Below are 19469 nucleotides of genomic sequence, written 5' to 3'. Positions count from 1 at the left end.
TTGGGGGATCATGTATCCACAAAAGGCGGCACGGCAGCGTCGGCAGAATATCTGTTAGAAGCGCGCGGAATCACCAAGATGTTCGGGGATTTGGCCGCGAACGATGATGTTACGCTCAAACTTGCACCGGGTGAAATTCACGCCCTTCTTGGGGAAAACGGGGCCGGGAAATCAACCCTTGTCAAAATTATCTACGGATCCTTGCAACCCACCAAAGGTTCTCTGCACTGGCTGGGGAAAGAAGTATCCATTGCCAACCCCGCTGCAGCCCGAAATTTGGGTGTCGGCATGGTGTTTCAGCACTTCTCTCTGTTTGAAGCTTTAAGCGTTGTTGAAAACATCGCCCTCGCCCTGCCAAAAGATACAGACATCAAAAACCTTTCCCAAAAGATATCAGATGTTTCAAAAGAATACGGCCTTCCGCTGGAACCCACAGCGCTAGTTGCCGATCTATCTGTCGGCGAACGGCAGCGTATTGAAATTGTCCGCTGCCTTTTACAGGAACCGCGCCTGTTGATCATGGATGAGCCAACCGCAGTTTTGACACCTCAGGAAGCGGATCAACTGTTCCTGACACTGGAACGATTGGCGAAGGAAGGTTGCGCCGTTCTATACATCTCTCACCGTCTGGATGAAGTTAAACGACTTTGCCACGATGCAACGATCCTGCGCATGGGCAAAGTTGTCGGACAGGTTGATCCACAGGAAGAAACTGCCGCCAGTCTTGCCAGATTGATGGTTGGTGCAGATGTTCACGCAATCAACGCCAACAGAGAGCACAACCCCGGTGAAATACTGCTGAAACTCAACAAACTATCCCAAGCAGCTGACGGTCCCTTTGGCGTTTCCCTTGTAGATATCAATCTGGATGTCAAAGCAGGTGAAGTTGTTGCCATTGCCGGTGTTGCAGGTAACGGACAATCAGAGCTGTTTGATGCGATTTCAGGAGAACGTACCGCAGACACAGCAAGAAACATTCAAGTCGACGGACGTGATAGTGGTTTGGATACGATAACAGAACGTCGACGTAATGGAGCAGGCTTCGTTCCAGAAGAACGATTAGGCCACGGTGCCGTCCCAGGACTTTCCCTTTCGGAAAATATCGTCCTGACCCGCCATTCCGATGACGCAGGTCTTTCAAAATCCGGCTTTATCGACCGCGAGAATGCTATTGCGATTAACGAACGGATCACCCGTGATTATGACGTCCGCAAAGGCAAACCAGACCCGGAAGCTAGATCCCTTTCTGGTGGTAATTTGCAAAAATTTGTTGTGGGCCGAGAGTTGGATCGAAAACCCAAGGTTCTTGTTATCAACCAGCCTACATGGGGCGTCGATGCCGGAGCTGCAGCCTTGATCAGGCAAGCAATGATAGATCTTGCCTTGGCGGGATCAGCAGTCTTGGTCATATCCCAGGATTTGGACGAAATTTTTGAAATCGCAGATCGAATTGCAGTCATCTCGCGCGGGCAACTTTCAGAAGCTTTCCCCGCTGGCGATCTTACGCTGGAAAAGATCGGCTTGCTGATGGCTGGAGCTCATGAAAAGAAAACCCAAGACAAAACTGGGGCAAATGAGAAGGTAAGCGCATGAAACTCGTGTTGGAAAAACGTTCAGAACACTCGGAATTCATGACTCTTATGTCACCGCTATTGGCTATTGCTCTGACTGTTCTCACTGGTGCCATTATTTTTGCGGTTCAAGGCCTCAACCCCTTCGAAGCTCTCTATGTTTATTTTATAGAGCCTTTGACATCAATGTGGTCACTGGAAGAGGTTTTCGTTAAGGCTGCCCCCCTCATCTTGATCGGTGCCGGGCTTTCCGTCTGCTACATGGCGAACGTATGGAATATCGGCGCAGAAGGCCAATTAACCATCGGTGCGATTGTTGGATCAATTGTCCCTATCGTTTTCACATCCTGGCAATCGCCGCTTACACTTGTTGCCATGATCACACTTGGGGCTTTTGGGGGCGCGCTCTATGCTGCAATCCCTGCTTTTTTAAAAAACCGATTTAATGCAAACGAAATTCTGACCTCGTTAATGCTGGTCTATATCGCCCAACTCTTCTTGGACTGGGTTGTTCGCGGTCCCTGGAAAGATCCAAAAGGCTTTAACTTTCCACAGTCGATCGCCTTTGAAGGCTGGCAGTTACTGCCAACTCTTGGAGATGGACGGGTTCATATAGGGATCATCCTCGCGGTTATCGTTGTTATCATCCTGACAGTTCTCATGAGCAGAACACTAAAGGGTTTTGAGATACTGGTTATCGGGAATTCTCCACGAGCAGGTCGTTTTGCCGGCTTTTCCCGAAAGAAAATCGTCTGGTTCTGCTTATTACTTTCCGGCGGTTTGGCAGGAATTGCCGGAATTGGCGAAGTGGCCGGCCCTAGCGGACAGTTACAACCAACCATTTCCCCCGGCTATGGTTTCACAGCGATCATTGTCGCTTTTCTTGGCCGATTAAATCCCATCGGTGTTCTCTTTGCCGGCATTATGCTTGCTATTACCTATATCGGCGGAGAAGCCGCACAGATTGATCTGGGGGTATCCGATAAAACAGCACAGGTTTTCCAAGGCATTTTGCTCTTCTTTATTTTGGCCTGTGATACGCTGATCCTCTATCGGATTAAAATGCTAACCTCGACCAAACAACAATCAGTAGCGGCGGAGTAAGACCAATGGATGCAACACAAGCTGTCATCTTGACAATTATCACCGCTTCAACCCCTTTGTTGCTGGCAGCAATTGGGGAATTGGTTACCGAAAGGTCCGGCGTTCTCAATCTGGGTGTCGAGGGTATGATGGTTATGGGCGCTGTTTGTGGCTTTGCCGCAGCCTATACGACGGGTAATCCCTATATCGGTATTCTAGCCGGTGTTCTGGGGGGCGTCGCCCTCGCCTTCTTCTTTGCCATTCTAACACAAACACTGGCCACTAATCAGGTCGCAACCGGACTGGCTCTTACTCTTCTAGGATTAGGGTTATCAGGGCTTATCGGAGAATCTTTTGTCGGTCTTCCCGGTGTCAAGCTGCAACAACTCTCCATTCCCTTCCTGAGTACAATCCCCTTCATCGGGCCAATCCTCTTTGGACAAGACATTCTGGTCTATACCTCTGTCGCTCTGATTTTTGGAACAACCTACGTTTTGTTTAAAACCAGATTAGGCTTGATCATTCGCTCTGTCGGGGACAATCATAATTCAGCCCATGCGCTGGGATACAATGTGATCGCCGTCCGTTATGCCTGTATTATGTTTGGTGGGGCCTGTTCCGGCCTTGCCGGGGCTTATCTCTCGCTAGCCTATACACCACAGTGGATTGAGAACATGACAGCCGGGCGTGGCTGGGTTGCGTTAGCTTTGGTGGTTTTCTCGACCTGGTTGCCCAAACGCCTGGCAATTGGCGCCTACCTCTTTGGTGCAGTCTGGATCATGGGTCTCTATGTACAGGCGCTTGGCTTCGGTATACCATCACAGTTCCTGTCATCGTTGCCTTACGTCGTAACCATCATTGCCTTGGTCATTATTTCTGGCAACAAAACACTAACTCGTGTAAATACACCAGCATGTATCGGTCAAACCTTTGTTCCAGATCGATAATATAGAATTCTCTGGTTGGTAAACACCTGTGGCTTTACATCACAAAAGCCAATCGGAGAGAACAGAATTAAACGGACGTCATCGCATAGATCGGCCAGCGCCGACGTCAAAAGAATGAAACGGCCGCGAGGAGTTCTCTTGACCCTAAGGGAATTCGCTAATCAGGGAAGGATAACCCAAATGAAGAAAATCTTGGGATTTGCCGCCGCGATCGCACTATCCCTAGCGATAGTTCCGGCATCTGCTGCAGATAAACTGAAAGTCGGTTTTGTATACGTTGGCCCCGTCGGTGACCACGGTTGGAGCTACCAGCACGATCAGGGCCGTAAAGCCATCGAAGAGCAGCTTGGTGACAAGGTTGAAACGACCTATGTCGAAAAGGTAGCCGAAGGCCCGGATGCAGAGCGTGCAATTGAACGTCTCGCCCGTAAAGGCTCTAAACTGATTTTCACAACTTCCTTTGGTTTCATGGAACCAACTCTGAAAGTTGCCAAACGCTTCCCGGATGTAAAATTTGAACATGCAACTGGCTACAAGCGTTCCGACAACGTTTCGACCTATTCTTCACGTTTCTATGAAGGTCGTTACATCATTGGGCAAATTGCTGCAAAACAATCCAAATCAGGTGTCGCAGGTTATATTGCGTCTTTCCCAATTCCGGAAGTTGTTCGTGGTATCAATGCCTTTATGCTGGGTGCACAATCTGTTAACCCTGATTTCAAACTGAAGGTCGTTTGGGTGAACTCATGGTTTGACCCGGGTAAAGAAGCCGATGCTGCCAAGGTTCTGATCGGTCAGGGCGCTGACATCATCACACAGCACACAGATTCAACAGCACCACTTCAAATTGCTCAAGAACAGGGTGTACACGGCTTTGGTCAAGCATCTGACATGATTGCCTTTGCACCAAAAGCACAGCTAACATCCATCATTGATGACTGGGCGTCTTACTACGTCAGCCGTACACAGGCTGCACTGGATGGCACATGGAAATCCGAAGATACATGGGGCGGTCTGAATGAGAAGATGGTTGTGATGGCAGATTACACCAACCTTCCTGAAGATGTGAAAAAAGCTGCACAGGAAACCGAAGCAAAAATTACATCCGGTGAACTGCACCCATTCCAAGGCCCAATCACCAAACAGGACGGTTCAGTTGCCGCTAAAGAAGGTGAAACTGTTGCTGTTGGTGAGCTACTTGGCATGAACTGGTACGTCAAAGGTGTTGACGATCAACTGCCGCAATAAACCAAATTGACAGAGGCACCATATAATTTGATGCCTTGAAGAAAATCCGGGATTAACACCAGCCTTTTAAAAAATTAAGGGCTGGTGCCCGGGTCAAAAAACAAGCTTTTAAAAGAAAAAGCAGGATCGTCAGAAAGATAAATCCAAAAATGGGTAGCCTTTTCATTCAGACATCCGAACAGAATTACAAAAAAATAAAGTTACGGTCCCAAGACCAATTGCCAGACGGGTAAACCCGTAAAGGTCAATAATCTTGGATCTATAGACTTGCTTGTTGGAAAAGGTTTGGCATCTATTTCGCCCTGCATAAATCATGGCTAAAAGTGTCCACGCTTTCTTAAGCTGAGCGGTCTATTATCGCAATGAAGATCAACTGCCGGATCTCCGGCTGATAACGCCAAGGTCATATGATGACAAACAAAGATCAAACAGCTGCCAAATTACTCCGCGGTGCGACCATTAACTTTACCGATAACCCACGTATCAAGGGAAATGAAAACTCGGTCCGATACGAGGCCAAGGGCACCGTTGTTATCAGCAAAAGCGGGCGTATTCTCTGGCAAGGTGCCTTTGCCCGGTTACCCGATGAGTTTAAAGATCTGCCATGCGATGATTACGACGATAAAATCATTATGGCCGGCTTTATTGACCCGCATATTCACTTTCCACAATACCGTATTCTTGCGGCACCCGGTAAAGATCTTCTGGACTGGCTCAATCGCTTTACCTTCCCAGAAGAGAGTCGCTACAGTTCTGAAGAATATGCCGCCAAGGCTGCAGAGTTTTTCCTTGATCGTCTTTTTGCCAATGGCACGACCTCTGCCCTCGCCTTCTGTTCGGTGCACAAGACCTGTGCCGACACCTTATTTGCCGCCGCAGAAAAGCGCGGGATGTCCATGATTACGGGCAAGACCATGATGGACAGGCTTGCGCCCGATGCTGTTCTGGATACACCAGAAACCGCGGCAAGGGACTCACAGGATCTGATCAACAAGTGGGATAACAAGGGACGATTGAAATACGCGATCACACCACGTTTTGCCGTTACCTCAACTGATGCTCAATTACAGGTAACTGGTGATCTCTATAAAGATAATCCAGATTGTTTGATGCAAACTCACCTGTCAGAAAGTCCCGGCGAGATTGCCACGGTGCAAAAACAATTCCCTTGGTCCAAAGACTATACTGACGTTTACGATCACTTTAACCTGTTGGGCGAAAATTCGTTCTTTGCCCACGGCATTCATCTGTCAGAACGGGAATGCCAGCGCCTAGCCGAAAGTGGCTCCACCGTGGTGCATTGCCCGACATCAAACAACTTTCTGGGATCCGGCCTGTTTGACATCGACCACCTGTCCAAACCCGGACGCCCCGTAGGTGTTGGCGTAGCCACAGATGTCGGCGGTGGTACAAGCTATTCCATGCTGCAAACCTTGGGTGAGGCCTATAAAGTCGCCATGCTCAAGGGCCGGAAAATAACCGCCCACGATGCCTTCTATCTGGCCACCCTTGGCAATGCCAAGCAACTCAAGCAAGATAAAAACATTGGTAATCTGGACACCGGAAAGTACGCTGATATAGTTGTATTAGACCCCAAAGCTACGCCAGTGCTGGAAAGCCGTCAGGAAGTTTCAGAAAACCTCGAAGACGTCCTCTTCTCTCTCATGATCCTCGGCGATGATCGTGCAATCTCAGCTACCTATGTGGCGGGAGAACGGGTTTATAAGGGGTAAAATATTCATCTTCATCCATTGGGACGGCTGTCAGTCAACTCACAATCGTCCCAATCAACTCTGTGATAGCCATTGGACAGATATTTCCAACTGGTCTTAAAAGCTGTATAATCCAGTTCTAAATTGTTATAGAGACCCAATCTTTTAAGTTTTCTTTCAAATTCTTCCCGGGATTTGTAAAAGAGGGCTTCTCCTGTCTCTGTGGACAGAATGAAATAGTTTTCCTCATTACGAATACGAATTTTATATCCGTTACGTCCTCCATCACACTCCAAATATTCCGCTGGGAGTTGTAAGCCAACGTAATATCCAGGCATAATATCGTGGTCGACGACTGTCGCCGGAATAATAACGTCACCATCTCTACGAATGGTATAATTATCCGGCCGGGTAAAATTGTGATAATAATATTCTTTGTCTGATTTAAATACCTGAAAAATGAGAAAAAGTATTCCCCAACCAAGAATAACACCCAAATACATAAGATATTTTTTAATCTTACTCAAAATCTTTATCCTCGTAGCGATACCTGATCCAAAAAGGTGTTCCCTTTCCGTGTTCATCAATCGCACGTTCATTTAAAAAATTTCTAGACCCAACCCTAATTTTATCCACTATACCGGCATCCTCAGGAACGCTCATCTCCCTAGGTTTAAAATCATATTTCCCATCCCAAATTCGACCATTCTTCGGATTGGTAGACACATGACCATGAACTTTTAGGTCGTCTAAAGACCAAGGATCATCAAGAGATGTAGGGGCTGCTATCTCGTGCTCGTCTCCAACCTTCCATACTTTTAATTCTCTGCCATCAACAACAAGTGGTTTTCCACCCGCATTACGCCACCACCACTTCGCCTGTTCATAAGTCAGCTTATTCCCTTTACCAGCATGACCATCGACGAACATTCTGAACATCTTGTCGTCTAGCTGTTCTCTTTTCTGTTCTGCTTGTTCCTTGTCATTACCGTATAAAATTCCAGTATAATCCATTCCAATAACTTCCCTTATCAAATGATGAGAGATAAGGATTAGTCCAGAAGTCTATTAATACAATTCATCTCAATAGTTTACGTAAATTACAATCAAACCTTACAATCACTTGAACAACCAGACACCAGCCAAATACGCCACTTCTTGATATTTCATTAGACTGTTCGGATAGATAATATCCTGTTTTTTCTCCATGGCGGCTAAGGCTTGTGGTGTAACTAGCTGCACTTCCAGATCGGGGATAACTTGTATTAAAGCCTCCATTTTGAAGGTATCGGGGCCGCCTGCAAACTTTCCTTTTTTGGCGCGCTTTTTAATGGCGACTTTCGTGACATCGTTCTCTTTAAAGAAGGCTGTGATTTTGCGTTGAAAATCGGTAACATCAGCGGCTTTATCACTATCGCCCAGAGTGATCTTGCGCGTGGGAAGGGCAATATAAACTGGGCCGTCTTCTGCCGCTTCTAAAACAACTAAAATAGCTTCATTACTTTTAAGTTCGATACCACAAACACGCATTTTACTTCCTGTTACGTTCTCTCTTCCAACTGAGGAAGACATATAATTTAACTATGTTTTTCATCACGTTGAGCGCAAAAAACAACATACTGTTTTGAAACACGTCAGAGCTTAGAGAAAAGCCTTCCGTTAATGAATAGGGCAAGACTGTGCCAGCACTGCCACCTTTGCCACGATAGTCACTTTTTCACACCATATTGGCAAGTGATGCTTAAGCCCTCCAAAAAAACAAGCAGACTATTTTCATGAAAGAGATAGGAGCAATCTGATGAAAAAATCAGTACGCGGATTACTGACAGGACTTTTGACATCAACAGCACTTTATGGATTTTCGTCTCCCCTATTGGCCTCAACAGCCTTTGCTGACAATCAAAACGGTCAACCACGGATAGAGGTTGCTTTTGTTCTGGATACCACCGGGTCTATGGCCGATTTGATTGATGGGGCCAAGCGCAAGATCTGGTCTATCGCCAATACCATCGTGGACATTCACCCCGATGCCAACATCGAAATGGCACTGATCGGTTATCGCGACATCGGTGATGATTACGTTATCAAGTCCTATGATATGAGCCCAGATATACAGGGCCTGTACGGTAATCTGGTCCACTTTCAGGCCAATGGTGGTGGTGACACGCCCGAAGCTGTGAATGAGGCACTGGATGCGTCCGTTCGTCAACTGGATTGGACAGAAGGCGAAGATACCCAACGCATTGTTTTCCTCGTGGGGGATGCCCCGCCGCATATGGATTATGAAAACGCGCCCAAATACCCTGACGTGATAAAGAAAGCCAGAAAAGAAGGGATTATCGTCAACGCTGTACAGGCTGGCGGAGATCGGGAAACCAAGAAAATCTGGAAAGAAATAGCTCAACTCGGTAACGGACGCTATATCCCTATTCCACAGGATGGCGGCCAGATCAAGATTATCGAAACACCTTTTGATGGCGATATTATTATCCTGCAAAAGCGTATTGATGAAACCGTTATTGCCTATGGATCAGAAGAAGAACAATCCGCCGTGCAGGATAAAATGGAGCTAAAAGAAGCAGCCCCAAGCTCTGTACAGGTAGAAAATTCCAAATTTTATTCCAAGCGTTCTTCGGTCAAAGAGGTGATCACAGGCGGTGGTGATTTGGTTGCTGATATTAAAAATGGTGCTGTATCACTCGATAAAATCAAGGACAGCGATCTGCCAAAGGAATTACAGGGTAAATCCGATGGCGAGAAACAGGCCTACATCGATGCCAAGCTTGAAAGGCGTGAGCAGCTTGAAAGAAGCATGAGTAAACTGATTAAAAAGCATGATGCCTACGTAGCCGAAAAAGCGAAAGAACAAGGCAAGACGGACTCATTTGATCAGGCTGTTCAAGAAACGCTGAAACAGCAACTCTATTAAGCTAAACAACTATAGTTGATTGGGGGTGATAAAGCTGAATTCATCCCCATATGTTATAATAGATTGATGAGAACACCTAAAACTAAAGAGAAAATAAAGCGGGTCAACAGCAACGGTGATTTTATATGAAGAAATTCAGCGCGGGATTACAGGAACTCAACATTCTCGAAACCGAGAAAATTCGTGTCACTCGCTATTCTGAATTTCTTCTTCTCTATCTTGAAAACCTGGATTTCACGCAACAAATAATTTGCGATTTTGGCTGTGGCACCGGGGTGCTTGGTATCTATGCCGCAAAACGCGGGGCACAATCTGTAACCGGGTTTGACATTGATCTCGACGCAATAGGTTTATGCAAAGAAAACATAGACCTAAACGATTGTTCTAATTTTCAGCCTCACCTGATTAGTGACGATATTATTGATGAAAAATACGACTTCATCATCTCTAACCCCGCCTCTCTGCCAACCGTAAAAGCATCAGGGAAAGAGTTTTTCAGCGGTGGAATCTATGGCATAGATATGATCCAGGATCTTTTTGATTTCAGCACCCAACATCTCAAACAAGATGGGCGTATATTCTTTCTACAAACCAGTCTGTCATCGATCAACAAGGCCGCAAACTACGCCCACAACAAAGGTTTCGATTATAAGATTATTGGGGTCTTTCAAACCGAAATCAGAGACCACTATCAAGAATTCTGGCACCGCGTAGAGCAAAACCAGCGTACAGGCGATGCTCATTTCGTTGAAATCAACGGTGTCCATTCCGAGATCGTCTATCTGGTCGAAGCAAAGTATCGCGACCTAGCCTAAACAAAAGAAGCCTGAAACATTACTTCCCACATTTCAGGCTTTTCGATTTTCTAACCAGATCTAGGTACGTGTTCGTCGTCTTTGCCCCGTTGGCTTGCTCCGAGTTGGTTTGCCACGGGCAGGTTTACCCGTGGGTTTCGCTTTGCCATGTGCTGTGGCACCGCGGGCTGGTCCGTCTGAATTCCCGGAAGCTGCAGGTACCTTGTCATGGGCACGACGACGTCCCTGTCCCGCGTGGGTTGTAAAGAAAGGTTTCCCACCTTTACTGCCGTCTTTCTTTTTCGCGTAACCTCTGGCACCCGGTTTGTTATCGCCTGTCCCAATAGGCTGATGCGCAGGCACCAGATGTTTTTTCCCCGGACCAATAAGATCGGCACGACCCAGATTTCTGAGTGCTTCACGCAAAATTGGCCAATTTTCAGGATCGTGATAGCGCAAGAAAGCCTTGTGCAAGCGACGCTGCTTCATGCCTTTTGCTGTTTGCACAACTTCACCGCTATGACGACGGATCGGGCGTAGCGGGTTGCGCTCGCTGTGGTACATGGCCGTGGAAAGTGCCATCGGGGATGGAATAAAGTTCTGAACCTGATCTGCCCGGAAGCCATTTTGCTTGAGCCAAATTGCGAGGTTCATCATGTCTTCATCTTCACAACCGGGGTGTGCTGCAATGAAATAAGGGATGAGGTATAGCTCTTTACCCGCCTTTTTCGCCGCCACATCGAACATGGATTTGAAGCGATCATAGGTCCCAATGCCCGGCTTCATCATCTTGGACAACGCACGTTCTTCGGTATGTTCTGGCGCAATCTTCAAATAGCCACCAACGTGATGGGTCACCAGCTCCTTGATATAGGTCGGGCTTTTGACCGCGATGTCATATCGAAGACCGGACTGGATAGAAATCTTTTTAATGCCCTTGATATCCCGTGCCTTGCGATACAGCTGGATCAAGCTTTCGTGGCTGGTATCAAGGTTCTTACAAATATCAGGATAGACACAGGACAGACGACGACAAACCTTTTGAATTTTGTCATCCTTACAGGCCATGCGATACATATTAGCAGTCGGACCGCCCATATCGGTAATTTGTCCGGTAAAGCCATCAACCTTGTCGCGAATATCTTCTATTTCTTTCAGAATTGATTCTTCCGAACGACTTTGAATAACCCGGCCTTCGTGCTCGGTAATGGAGCAGAAAGAACAGCCGCCAAAACATCCGCGCATGATATTGACGGAAAAACGGATCATATCCCAAGCCGCCAGCTTGGCATCGCCATAAACCGGATGCGGCGCACGGGCATAGGTCAGGTCGAACACACCATCCATTTCCGGCGTGGTCAGCGGGATCGGCGGCTGGTTAATCCAGATATCGCGATCCCCATGCTTTTGAACCATAACACGAGCATTACCTGCGTTACTTTCCAGATGCACAACTCGCGATGCCTGCGCGTAAAGTGCCTTGTCCGCAATGACCTCTTCATAAGACGGCAGGCGCACAGCGGTTTTATCTTTATCGGCAGCTCTCAGCTTTTTACGGGCTTCAGCACGATCTGGAATATGATGAAGATCATTGTCATCCTCAATGTCCGTCATATCGGCAACGGTCCAGCCGTCAGGGATTTCCTTGCGTACAATCACGGTGCCGCGGATGTCATCAATATCCTTTGGGGCTTCCCCTGCGGCAACACGGTGTGTCAGATCAACAATCGCTCGCTCTGCATTTCCATAAAGCAGAATGTCCGCCTTGCTATCAATAAGAACGGAACGGCGAACTTTGTCAGACCAATAGTCATAGTGAGCTGTACGACGCAGGGATGCCTCGATACCGCCGATGACAATCGGTACATCCTTGTAGGCTTCCCGGCAGCGTTGAGAATAAACAATAACAGAACGGTCCGGGCGTTTGCCACCCTCATCATTCGGTGTGTAACTGTCATTGTGACGAACCCGACGATCAGCCGTATAACGGTTGATCATTGAGTCCATATTACCGCCAGTTACACCGTAATAGAGATTTGGTTTGCCCAGCGCCTTAAAAGCGTCTGCATTAGACCATTCAGGCTGCGCAATGATCCCGACGCGAAAGCCCTGAGCCTCGAGTAATCGCCCCATAATCGCCATGCCGAAACTGGGATGATCTACATAGGCATCACCCGTGACAATAATGACGTCACAACTGTCCCAGCCCAGCAGGTCCATTTCTTCACGAGACATAGGCAGGAACGGCGCAATGCCAAAACGCTGTGCCCAGTATTTACGATAGGAAAAAATATTCTTGGCATCACTGCCAGCTTCCTTCTTCGTAACCTTAGCGGAACTCCCTCCTTTACCGGGCGCGTTATTCATCGCACTCTTAGCCAAGTTACAGGGCGCATTTCCGGTGTCTGGTCCGGTTTTGGGGCTGGCTGCAGGGTTGGCTTCTGGCATCATTCTGGCCTACGTTAATTTCTCTCTGACAATTCATTGCGGTCGTTGCCGCCTGACCACTCCGCCAGATCACTATAGCATGATCTGTTTCATCCACGATAAATGGTCAGCAAAAATCTGTTGCCCTCTTTTAACTACTTGAGCGCTTAGGTCAAGTATTCCAGTTTATCTTTCCCTGCAAACCAGCCATCTGTTTTCGGCAAACCTTAACAGTAAAACTTTGATATGATTGACACATTAACAACAGAACTATAAGTAAACCGTACTTATCTGAAGTACAGAGTTCAAAGTACATCAAGATTTTCCATTGTTTTATTTGACCAAGTGATAAAAAAAACTTAGCATTCCTAGCACAGTTGAAAAGAGGCAGGACAACCTGCCCTGACTGTAGAAGTAAAGAGCTCTGTACAAGTCGAATAACAGGAACAGCTGTTCCCGAAAGCAAATAAAGAACGACTAACGGTGAAATACCGATCTTGTATTTGGGCGCTTTCAGAGCTGTTTTACATCTATCCAGGGAGGGATTTCATCATGACAGGTTTATCCAGAAGAACTGTTCTTGCGCTTGCTGCCGCAGGTTTGGCCAGTGCTACGCTTGGCACAACAGGCGCCTTTGCAAAAACCATCAAGGTTGCGGGTATTTATACACAACCTATTCAGCAAAAATGGGATGCACGTCTGCACGAAGCGTTGGTCGCCGCACAGGAAGCTGGCGAAATCGAATATGTCTTTTCCGAAAAAGTTGCCAATACCGACTATGTTCGCGTGCTGAGAGAATATTCAGAAAGCAAAGTTGACCTGATTGTTGGGGAAGCCTTTGGCATCAGCCGCGAAGCCCGCAAGGTCGCAGACGATTATAAAGATGTTGCCTATTTGATGGGTGATCCCTTTAAACCGCATGGCGACAATTTTTCTGTCTTTGACAACTACATTCATGAACCTTGTTATCTCATGGGTATTCTGGCCGGAAGCATGAGCAAATCAGGCAAAATCGGCATGGTGGGTGGCTATCCCATTGGTGAAGTAAACCGCCTGTTCCACGCCTTTATGGCCGGCGCACGATCCGTAAATCCGGACGCACAGTTCAAAGTCAACTTCATCGGATCATGGTACGACCCGCCAAAAGCAAAAGAAGCCGCTTTTGCCCAGATAGAAGCAGGTGTTGATGTTCTCTATGCAGAGCGCGCAGGTGTTGTGGATGCAGCACGTGACAAAGGTATTCTGGCCTTTGGTAACGTGAACGATATGAACAAGGAAGAAAATGGTAAGGATGTTGTTGTTACTTCTGCCCTTTGGCATATGGAATCAGCAATCGGACACGCCATTAGCCAGGTAAAAGCAGGTACCTATTCTGCTGCTGATTATAAAGAATGGACCATGATGCAAAAGGGGGGAGCTTCCCTCGCCCCTTATTATGAGTTCGACGATAAGATACCAGCAGATGCCAAGGCTAAGGTCGTACAAGTAAAAGCAGATATCCTCTCGGGCAAGTTTGTTGTTGAGATCAATGACAACGAGCCCAAATCGACCTATTAGCCGCCTTCCATCCCCGATCTTGTTCTTTCCTCAAACCATTTGGGGGGATCGGGGATTTTTTTGGAGGAGGTATTACCGAATATCTTTGTAAAAGCGCGTTCAAGTGAATAGATAAAGATGTAATTATTATTGATACTTAAGTTCTATTTAAGTAATCAATCATACGTCATCCGACTTCTCCTCCCTCTGGTTATTTCAAGACAACTCTGTTCTTGCATTCTTGGGGCATAACATGGCTTTGCTTGCCTTTCATAACATTACCAAACGCTTTGGCTCCCTTACCGCCAATGACAATATTTCCTTTTCGCTCGATAAAGGCGAAGTCATTGCCTTGCTCGGCGAGAATGGCGCCGGGAAAACAACCCTGATGAATATCCTTTATGGTCACTATACGGCTGATCGGGGATACATTGAGGTTGACGGACAAAAACTGCCCGCCGGACAGACGGACGCAGCTATCAATGCCGGTATCGGTATGGTTCACCAGCATTTTACTCTCGCCGAGAACCTGACTGTCCTTGAAAACATCATGCTGGGAACTGAAAGCCTGTGGTCTTTGGGACAAAAACGTGCGCCCGCCAAAGCAAAGCTTGCGCAGATGTCCAAAGACTATGGCTTGAAAATTAACCCGGATGCTCGTGTCGCTGATCTATCCGTCGGCGAAAGACAACGTGTTGAAATCCTGAAAGCACTCTATCGAGATGCCCGAGTTCTGATACTGGATGAACCCACAGCAGTGTTGACACCACAGGAAGCTGACAGCCTGTTCAAGACTTTAAAAAGCCTGACCAAAGAAGGCTTTTCTATTATTTTCATCTCTCACAAGCTCCACGAAATACTTGCCATCAGCACACGCGTAGAGGTGTTACGCCGTGGAAAGATTGTTGGCAGTATTGAAACAGAAAAAGCTGATAGAAAACTATTGGCTGAGATGATGGTCGGCCGCACTGTTGAACGCCCGGTTCTGGAACAGATGGCAATTGGAAAGCCAATTGTCGTGCTTGATAATGTAAGCATTGAGGATAAAAGCAAAGACACCAGTGGTATTCCAAAACTCAATCAGATCAATCTTACCGTTCATCAACACGAAATCGTTGGCATCGCCGGCGTTGCCGGAAATGGACAGTCAACACTCGCTGATCTTCTTTCCGGTTTGGAAAAACCTGATGCAGGTAGCTTTACACTCCTCGGCAAAGAAGTGACCAGCGCCTCGCCAGCCGATATCGTGCACCGGGGTGTCGGGCGTATTCCCGAAGACCGCCATAGTTCAGGCGTTGTCGGCGAGATGATGCTGTGGGAAAACCTTATCAGTGAAGACTTGCGACATACACCCGTGTCCAAAGCAGGTGTTTTAATAGACCGAAAAGCCTGTCTGGAACGGGCCAACAAACTGATCGACGCTTTTGATATCAGATGCGAAGGCCCCGAAGCAGAAACCAAGCTGCTTTCCGGCGGGAACATGCAAAAACTCATTCTCGCCCGCGCCCTTTCCCCAAAACCGGATTTCATTCTTGCCAATCAACCTGTGCGCGGTCTGGATGAAGGGGCCATTGCCTATGTCCATGAACAACTTCTTGCAGCCCGAAAACGTGGAGCAGCCGTCCTCCTGATCTCCGAAGATCTGGACGAACTCTTTGCCCTTTGTGATCGGATCGCCGTTATGTATCACGGCAACCTAACACCAAGTTACGATGCCAAAACTCTGACCACAGCCGAAGTTGGCTTGATGATGGCCGGACAACAATCCGAGAATGTAAATCATTCATCCAAGACGAATTCTGGCAACGAGGAACAGTCGTATGCAAATTGAACCCCGGGAACACGTTGCCCCCTGGCGCATTGCCTTTGCCCCTGTTGCAGCCGTCTTTGTCTCTCTCTTGCTCGGATCTGTCCTGATCCTGTGGGTCGGCGCCCCGGTGCTCGAAGCTTATGTCCTCTTGGTCAAAGGTGCCGTTGGTTCCAGCTTTGCCCTGACTGAAACATTGACGCGTTCTATACCCCTTATCTTTACAGGACTGGCGGCAACAATAGCCTTTCGCGCCAAATTCTATAATATCGGGGCCGAAGGACAGCTTTATTGCGGCGCCTTGGCTGCGACGTTTTTTGGTACTGGCCTGATCACCCTGCCCCCGTTGTTGATGATCCCCTTTCTGATGTTGGTCGGGGCCTTGGCTGGGGGAGCCGCCCTTGCCGTTCCTGTCATGCTCAAAACCCACCTGAAGGTTGACGAAGTTGTTACAACCCTGTTGCTCAACTTTGTGATCCTGTTATTTGTCGGATATTTTCTGGAAGGCCCCTTGAAAGATCCCATGTCTATGGGCTGGCCACAGGCTGAACCGATTATAGATGAAGGGCTATTCCCAAGTCTTGTTGACAAAAGCCGACTACACTTTGGTTTTATCTTTGCCCTTATCGGATCTGTCCTTTGCTGGGCCATGATGCGCTTTACCGTATGGGGCTATGAAATCAGAGCTGTTGGACTTAATGCCTCTGCCGCTAAATTTGCAGGTATCAACGTCAACACCACCGTCATCCGCACCGCCCTGATCAGTGGCGGACTTGCGGGCATTGCCGGGGTCAGTGAAGTTGCCGGGCTAAAAGGATATCTTACCCTCGATATTTCACCCGGCTTTGGCTACACGGGCATCGCCGTTGCCATGTTGGCACAGCTCAATCCCTTGGCCGTCATTCTCTCGGCACTATTCATTTCCATGATTTATGTCGGTGCAGATTCCATGAGCCGTGCGATTAACATACCGACCTATATCGCAGATGTTCTGGTTGGTCTTTCCGTCCTTTCCATACTCGTAAGTGTCATGCTAACCCGCTACCGCGTGAGGTTCAGATAAAGTCATGATGGATATTCTTGAAATACTCGTTTCTGCTGGCTTCTGGGCGGCGACAATTCGCATCGTAAGCCCGCTCATCCTTGGCACACTCGGCGAGCTAATTTGCGAAAGAGCAGGTGTTCTAAACCTTGGGATCGAAGGCATTATGACCATGGGGGCCATGTCTGGCTGGATGTGGGTCTATATGGGTGGGGATCTTTGGACAGGCGTTATGTTCGCAGCCTTTTTAGGCCTGATGTTCGGTCTGCTACACAGTATATTCACCGTTTATCTGGGACTTTCCCAACATGTCACCGGGATCGGCATCACGCTGTTTGCTTCGTCCTTAAGTTACTACGTCTATCGTATGTTATTGCCAGATGCGACCACACCCCCGAAAATTGAACCCTTTCAGGTTTATGAAGTTCCTTTTCTGTCAGAAATTCCGCTCATTGGTGAAGCACTCTTTAGCCAGACGCCGCTAACCTATCTCGCGCTAATCCTTGTGCCCATTGTCTGGTACGTACTCTACAAAACACCACTTGGCCTTGCTGTGCGCATGTCGGGGGAAAACCCCATGGCAGTTGAAGCGCAGGGCATTAATGTTCTGACGATCCGGACAGGCGCGGTAATGGTCGGCAGTGCCTTTATGGCGGTGGGCGGGGCCTTTATTACCATGTCGGCCTTTGATGCCTTTTTCTTTGGCATGATTAATGGTCGCGGCTGGATTTGTATTGCACTGGTTATCTTTGCGTCGTGGAAGCCGGGGAAGGCCCTGTTAGGCGCATTACTGTTTGCCGGGCTTGATGCCCTACAGGTACGTGCACAGCAAACGGCTGGTGCATTAATTCCCTATCAATTCTTCCTTATGATGCCCTATATTCTCAGCATCGTTGCCATGGTTATTATGGCGAGAAAAGCCAGTTACCCCAAAGCATTACTGGTTCCTTTCCGCAGAGGGGAACGGACTTGATACGCACGTACAGGATTTCGGTACCAAACCGCGACCAAAAGACTTGGCATACGCACTTAACTAACGGATATTTTCATGCTTGATCTCATCATCAAAAATGCCCGGCTTGCTGATAGCAAAGATACAAATCACAGGGTTGATATCGCGGTACAAGATGACCGTATTGTCGAGATCAGGCCGAATATTACGGACGGCATAGTCGAGGGGCAGACAGAGGTCATTGACGCCGGGGGACATCTGGTCACCGCGCCCTTTATCGATCCGCATTTCCACCTTGATTCCACCCTCAGCCTCGGACAGCCCAGACTGAACGAAAGCGGGACACTGCTGGAAGGTATTCAGCTTTGGGGGGAGCTGAAACCACACCTGACCCACGAGGCGATCAAGCAACGCGTTCACGCCCTCGCCCGATGGTCTATTGCCCGTGGCACCTTGGCGATACGCAGCCATGTGGACACCAGCGACGACCGTCTGCTGGCTGTTGGCGCCCTGTTGGAAGCCAAAAAAGAACTCGCCCCCTGGATTGATATTCAGCTGGTTGCCTTTCCACAAGACGGCTATTTCCGTTATGAAAAAGCGGCAGAAAACCTGAACCGTGCCCTGGATATGGGCGTTGATGTTGTTGGCGGCATTCCCCATTTCGAGCGCACCATGGACGATGGCGCCCGTTCCGTAAAAGCGCTGTGTGAAATTGCGGCGGACCGTGGCTTGCTGGTTGATATCCACTGCGATGAAAGTGATGATCCGTATTCCCGCCACATCGAAACCCTTGCCAGTGAAACCGTGCGTCTGGGCTTACAGGGACGTGTGGCCGGATCTCACCTGACATCCATGCATTCCATGGATAATTACTATGTCAGCAAGCTCCTGCCTCTGATCAAGGAAGCTGAGATCACAGCGATCCCTAACCCGCTGATCAACATCACGCTGCAAGGTCGCCACGATAGCTATCCCAAGCGACGTGGCATGACACGGGTCAAGGAAATGACCGCCATGGGCATTAACGTCGCTCTTGGCCACGACTGTGTGATGGACCCCTGGTACAGCTTTGGCAGCCACGACATGCTCGACGTCGCCCATATGGCAACTCATGTCGGTCAAATGACGGGCGTTAGCGAAACCAAAGCCATGTTCAAAGCCGTCACCGAAAATTCTGCCAAAGTTATGCACCTGCCGGATTATGGCATTGCCAAAGGTAACTTCGCTGATCTGGTGATCTTACAAGCAAAAGATCCCATCGAAGCCATCCGCCTGCGCCCCGCCCGACTGTTTGTCATACGACGCGGCAAGGTAATCAGCACAACAGCCCCCGTTGAGGCGCAGCTTAATCTGGATGGGGAAAAGGAAGTTGTGAATTTCATGAAATGATTGTAACAAGCAGAGATCATGGTAGATTTACT

General features: G+C 48.1%; 16 protein-coding genes. 12 read left to right on the top strand and 4 right to left on the bottom strand.

Annotated features, from left to right (window positions below; all coding sequences use genetic code 11):
- The 5 genes from D9A03_RS13055 to guaD all read left to right on the top strand — a co-directional run bounded on the left by D9A03_RS13055 (window position 1) and on the right by guaD (window position 6582).
- The gene (locus tag D9A03_RS13055; RefSeq protein WP_254055039.1) at window positions 1–1593 is read left to right on the top strand and encodes an ABC transporter ATP-binding protein; all 1593 of its coding nucleotides are present in this window, start codon (window positions 1–3) and stop codon (window positions 1591–1593) included.
- A complete protein-coding gene (locus D9A03_RS13050) occupies window positions 1590–2675 on the top strand; it encodes an ABC transporter permease (RefSeq protein WP_120497603.1) in 1086 nt (361 codons plus the stop codon). Before D9A03_RS13055 ends, D9A03_RS13050 begins: the two co-directional genes overlap by 4 nt.
- A 5-nt stretch (window positions 2676–2680) precedes the next feature.
- Window positions 2681–3601: an ABC transporter permease gene (locus D9A03_RS13045; protein WP_120497602.1), complete on the top strand. Its 921-nt coding sequence runs from the start codon at window positions 2681–2683 to the stop codon at window positions 3599–3601.
- A 180-nt stretch (window positions 3602–3781) separates the two neighbouring features.
- Entirely contained in the window at window positions 3782–4849 is a 1068-nt protein-coding gene (locus D9A03_RS13040) for a BMP family ABC transporter substrate-binding protein (RefSeq protein WP_120497601.1), read from the top strand.
- 410 nt (window positions 4850–5259) lie between these two features.
- Window positions 5260–6582, top strand: coding sequence for a guanine deaminase (guaD, locus tag D9A03_RS13035; protein WP_120497600.1), 1323 nt, complete (start codon window positions 5260–5262; stop codon window positions 6580–6582).
- Window positions 6583–6593: 11 nt separating this feature from the next.
- Here the strand turns inward: guaD and D9A03_RS13030 are convergent, their stop codons facing one another.
- The 3 genes from D9A03_RS13030 to D9A03_RS13020 form a co-directional block, all read right to left on the bottom strand.
- A complete protein-coding gene (locus tag D9A03_RS13030; protein ID WP_120497599.1) occupies window positions 6594–7088 on the bottom strand; it encodes a hypothetical protein in 495 nt (164 codons plus the stop codon).
- A complete protein-coding gene (locus tag D9A03_RS13025; protein WP_120497598.1) occupies window positions 7081–7575 on the bottom strand; it encodes a hypothetical protein in 495 nt (164 codons plus the stop codon). Before D9A03_RS13025 ends, D9A03_RS13030 begins: the two co-directional genes overlap by 8 nt.
- Window positions 7576–7680: 105 nt before the next feature.
- A complete protein-coding gene (locus D9A03_RS13020; protein WP_120497597.1) occupies window positions 7681–8091 on the bottom strand; it encodes a DUF3010 family protein in 411 nt (136 codons plus the stop codon).
- A gap of 268 nt (window positions 8092–8359) precedes the next feature.
- Between D9A03_RS13020 and D9A03_RS13015 the strand changes: the two genes are divergently transcribed.
- Together D9A03_RS13015 and D9A03_RS13010 are read left to right on the top strand one after the other, a co-directional pair.
- Entirely contained in the window at window positions 8360–9490 is a 1131-nt protein-coding gene (locus D9A03_RS13015; protein WP_162938139.1) for a vWA domain-containing protein, read from the top strand.
- Window positions 9491–9615: 125 nt separating this feature from the next.
- Window positions 9616–10305, top strand: a complete 690-nt coding sequence (locus D9A03_RS13010; protein WP_120497596.1) for a methyltransferase — start codon at window positions 9616–9618, stop codon at window positions 10303–10305.
- A gap of 60 nt (window positions 10306–10365) precedes the next feature.
- Here D9A03_RS13010 and D9A03_RS13005 read toward each other — a convergent pair whose 3' ends face one another.
- Entirely contained in the window at window positions 10366–12735 is a 2370-nt protein-coding gene (locus D9A03_RS13005; RefSeq protein ID WP_254055038.1) for a YgiQ family radical SAM protein, read from the bottom strand.
- A gap of 528 nt (window positions 12736–13263) precedes the next feature.
- Between D9A03_RS13005 and D9A03_RS13000 the strand changes: the two genes are divergently transcribed.
- The 5 genes from D9A03_RS13000 to D9A03_RS12980 all read left to right on the top strand — a co-directional run bounded on the left by D9A03_RS13000 (window position 13264) and on the right by D9A03_RS12980 (window position 19437).
- The gene (locus tag D9A03_RS13000) at window positions 13264–14268 is read left to right on the top strand and encodes a BMP family protein (protein ID WP_120497595.1); all 1005 of its coding nucleotides are present in this window, start codon (window positions 13264–13266) and stop codon (window positions 14266–14268) included.
- 232 nt (window positions 14269–14500) lie between these two features.
- Complete coding sequence (locus D9A03_RS12995) at window positions 14501–16078, top strand: ABC transporter ATP-binding protein (RefSeq protein ID WP_120497594.1); 1578 nt, start codon at window positions 14501–14503, stop codon at window positions 16076–16078.
- A complete protein-coding gene (locus D9A03_RS12990) occupies window positions 16068–17117 on the top strand; it encodes an ABC transporter permease (protein WP_120497593.1) in 1050 nt (349 codons plus the stop codon). The genes D9A03_RS12995 and D9A03_RS12990 overlap by 11 nt, the downstream gene beginning before the upstream one ends.
- A gap of 4 nt (window positions 17118–17121) precedes the next feature.
- Window positions 17122–18069 (top strand): ABC transporter permease, encoded by a 948-nt coding sequence (locus D9A03_RS12985; RefSeq protein WP_216825467.1) that lies wholly within the window; start codon window positions 17122–17124, stop codon window positions 18067–18069.
- A 75-nt stretch (window positions 18070–18144) separates the two neighbouring features.
- Window positions 18145–19437, top strand: coding sequence for an amidohydrolase family protein (locus tag D9A03_RS12980; protein WP_120497591.1), 1293 nt, complete (start codon window positions 18145–18147; stop codon window positions 19435–19437).
- Window positions 19438–19469 lie beyond the last annotated feature (32 nt).

This window comes from Kiloniella sp. EL199, assembly GCF_900313065.1.
Lineage (GTDB): Bacteria > Pseudomonadota > Alphaproteobacteria > Kiloniellales > Kiloniellaceae > Kiloniella.
Note: the sequence above shows the minus strand (reverse complement) of the source record. Positions and strands in the feature narration are given on the sequence as shown.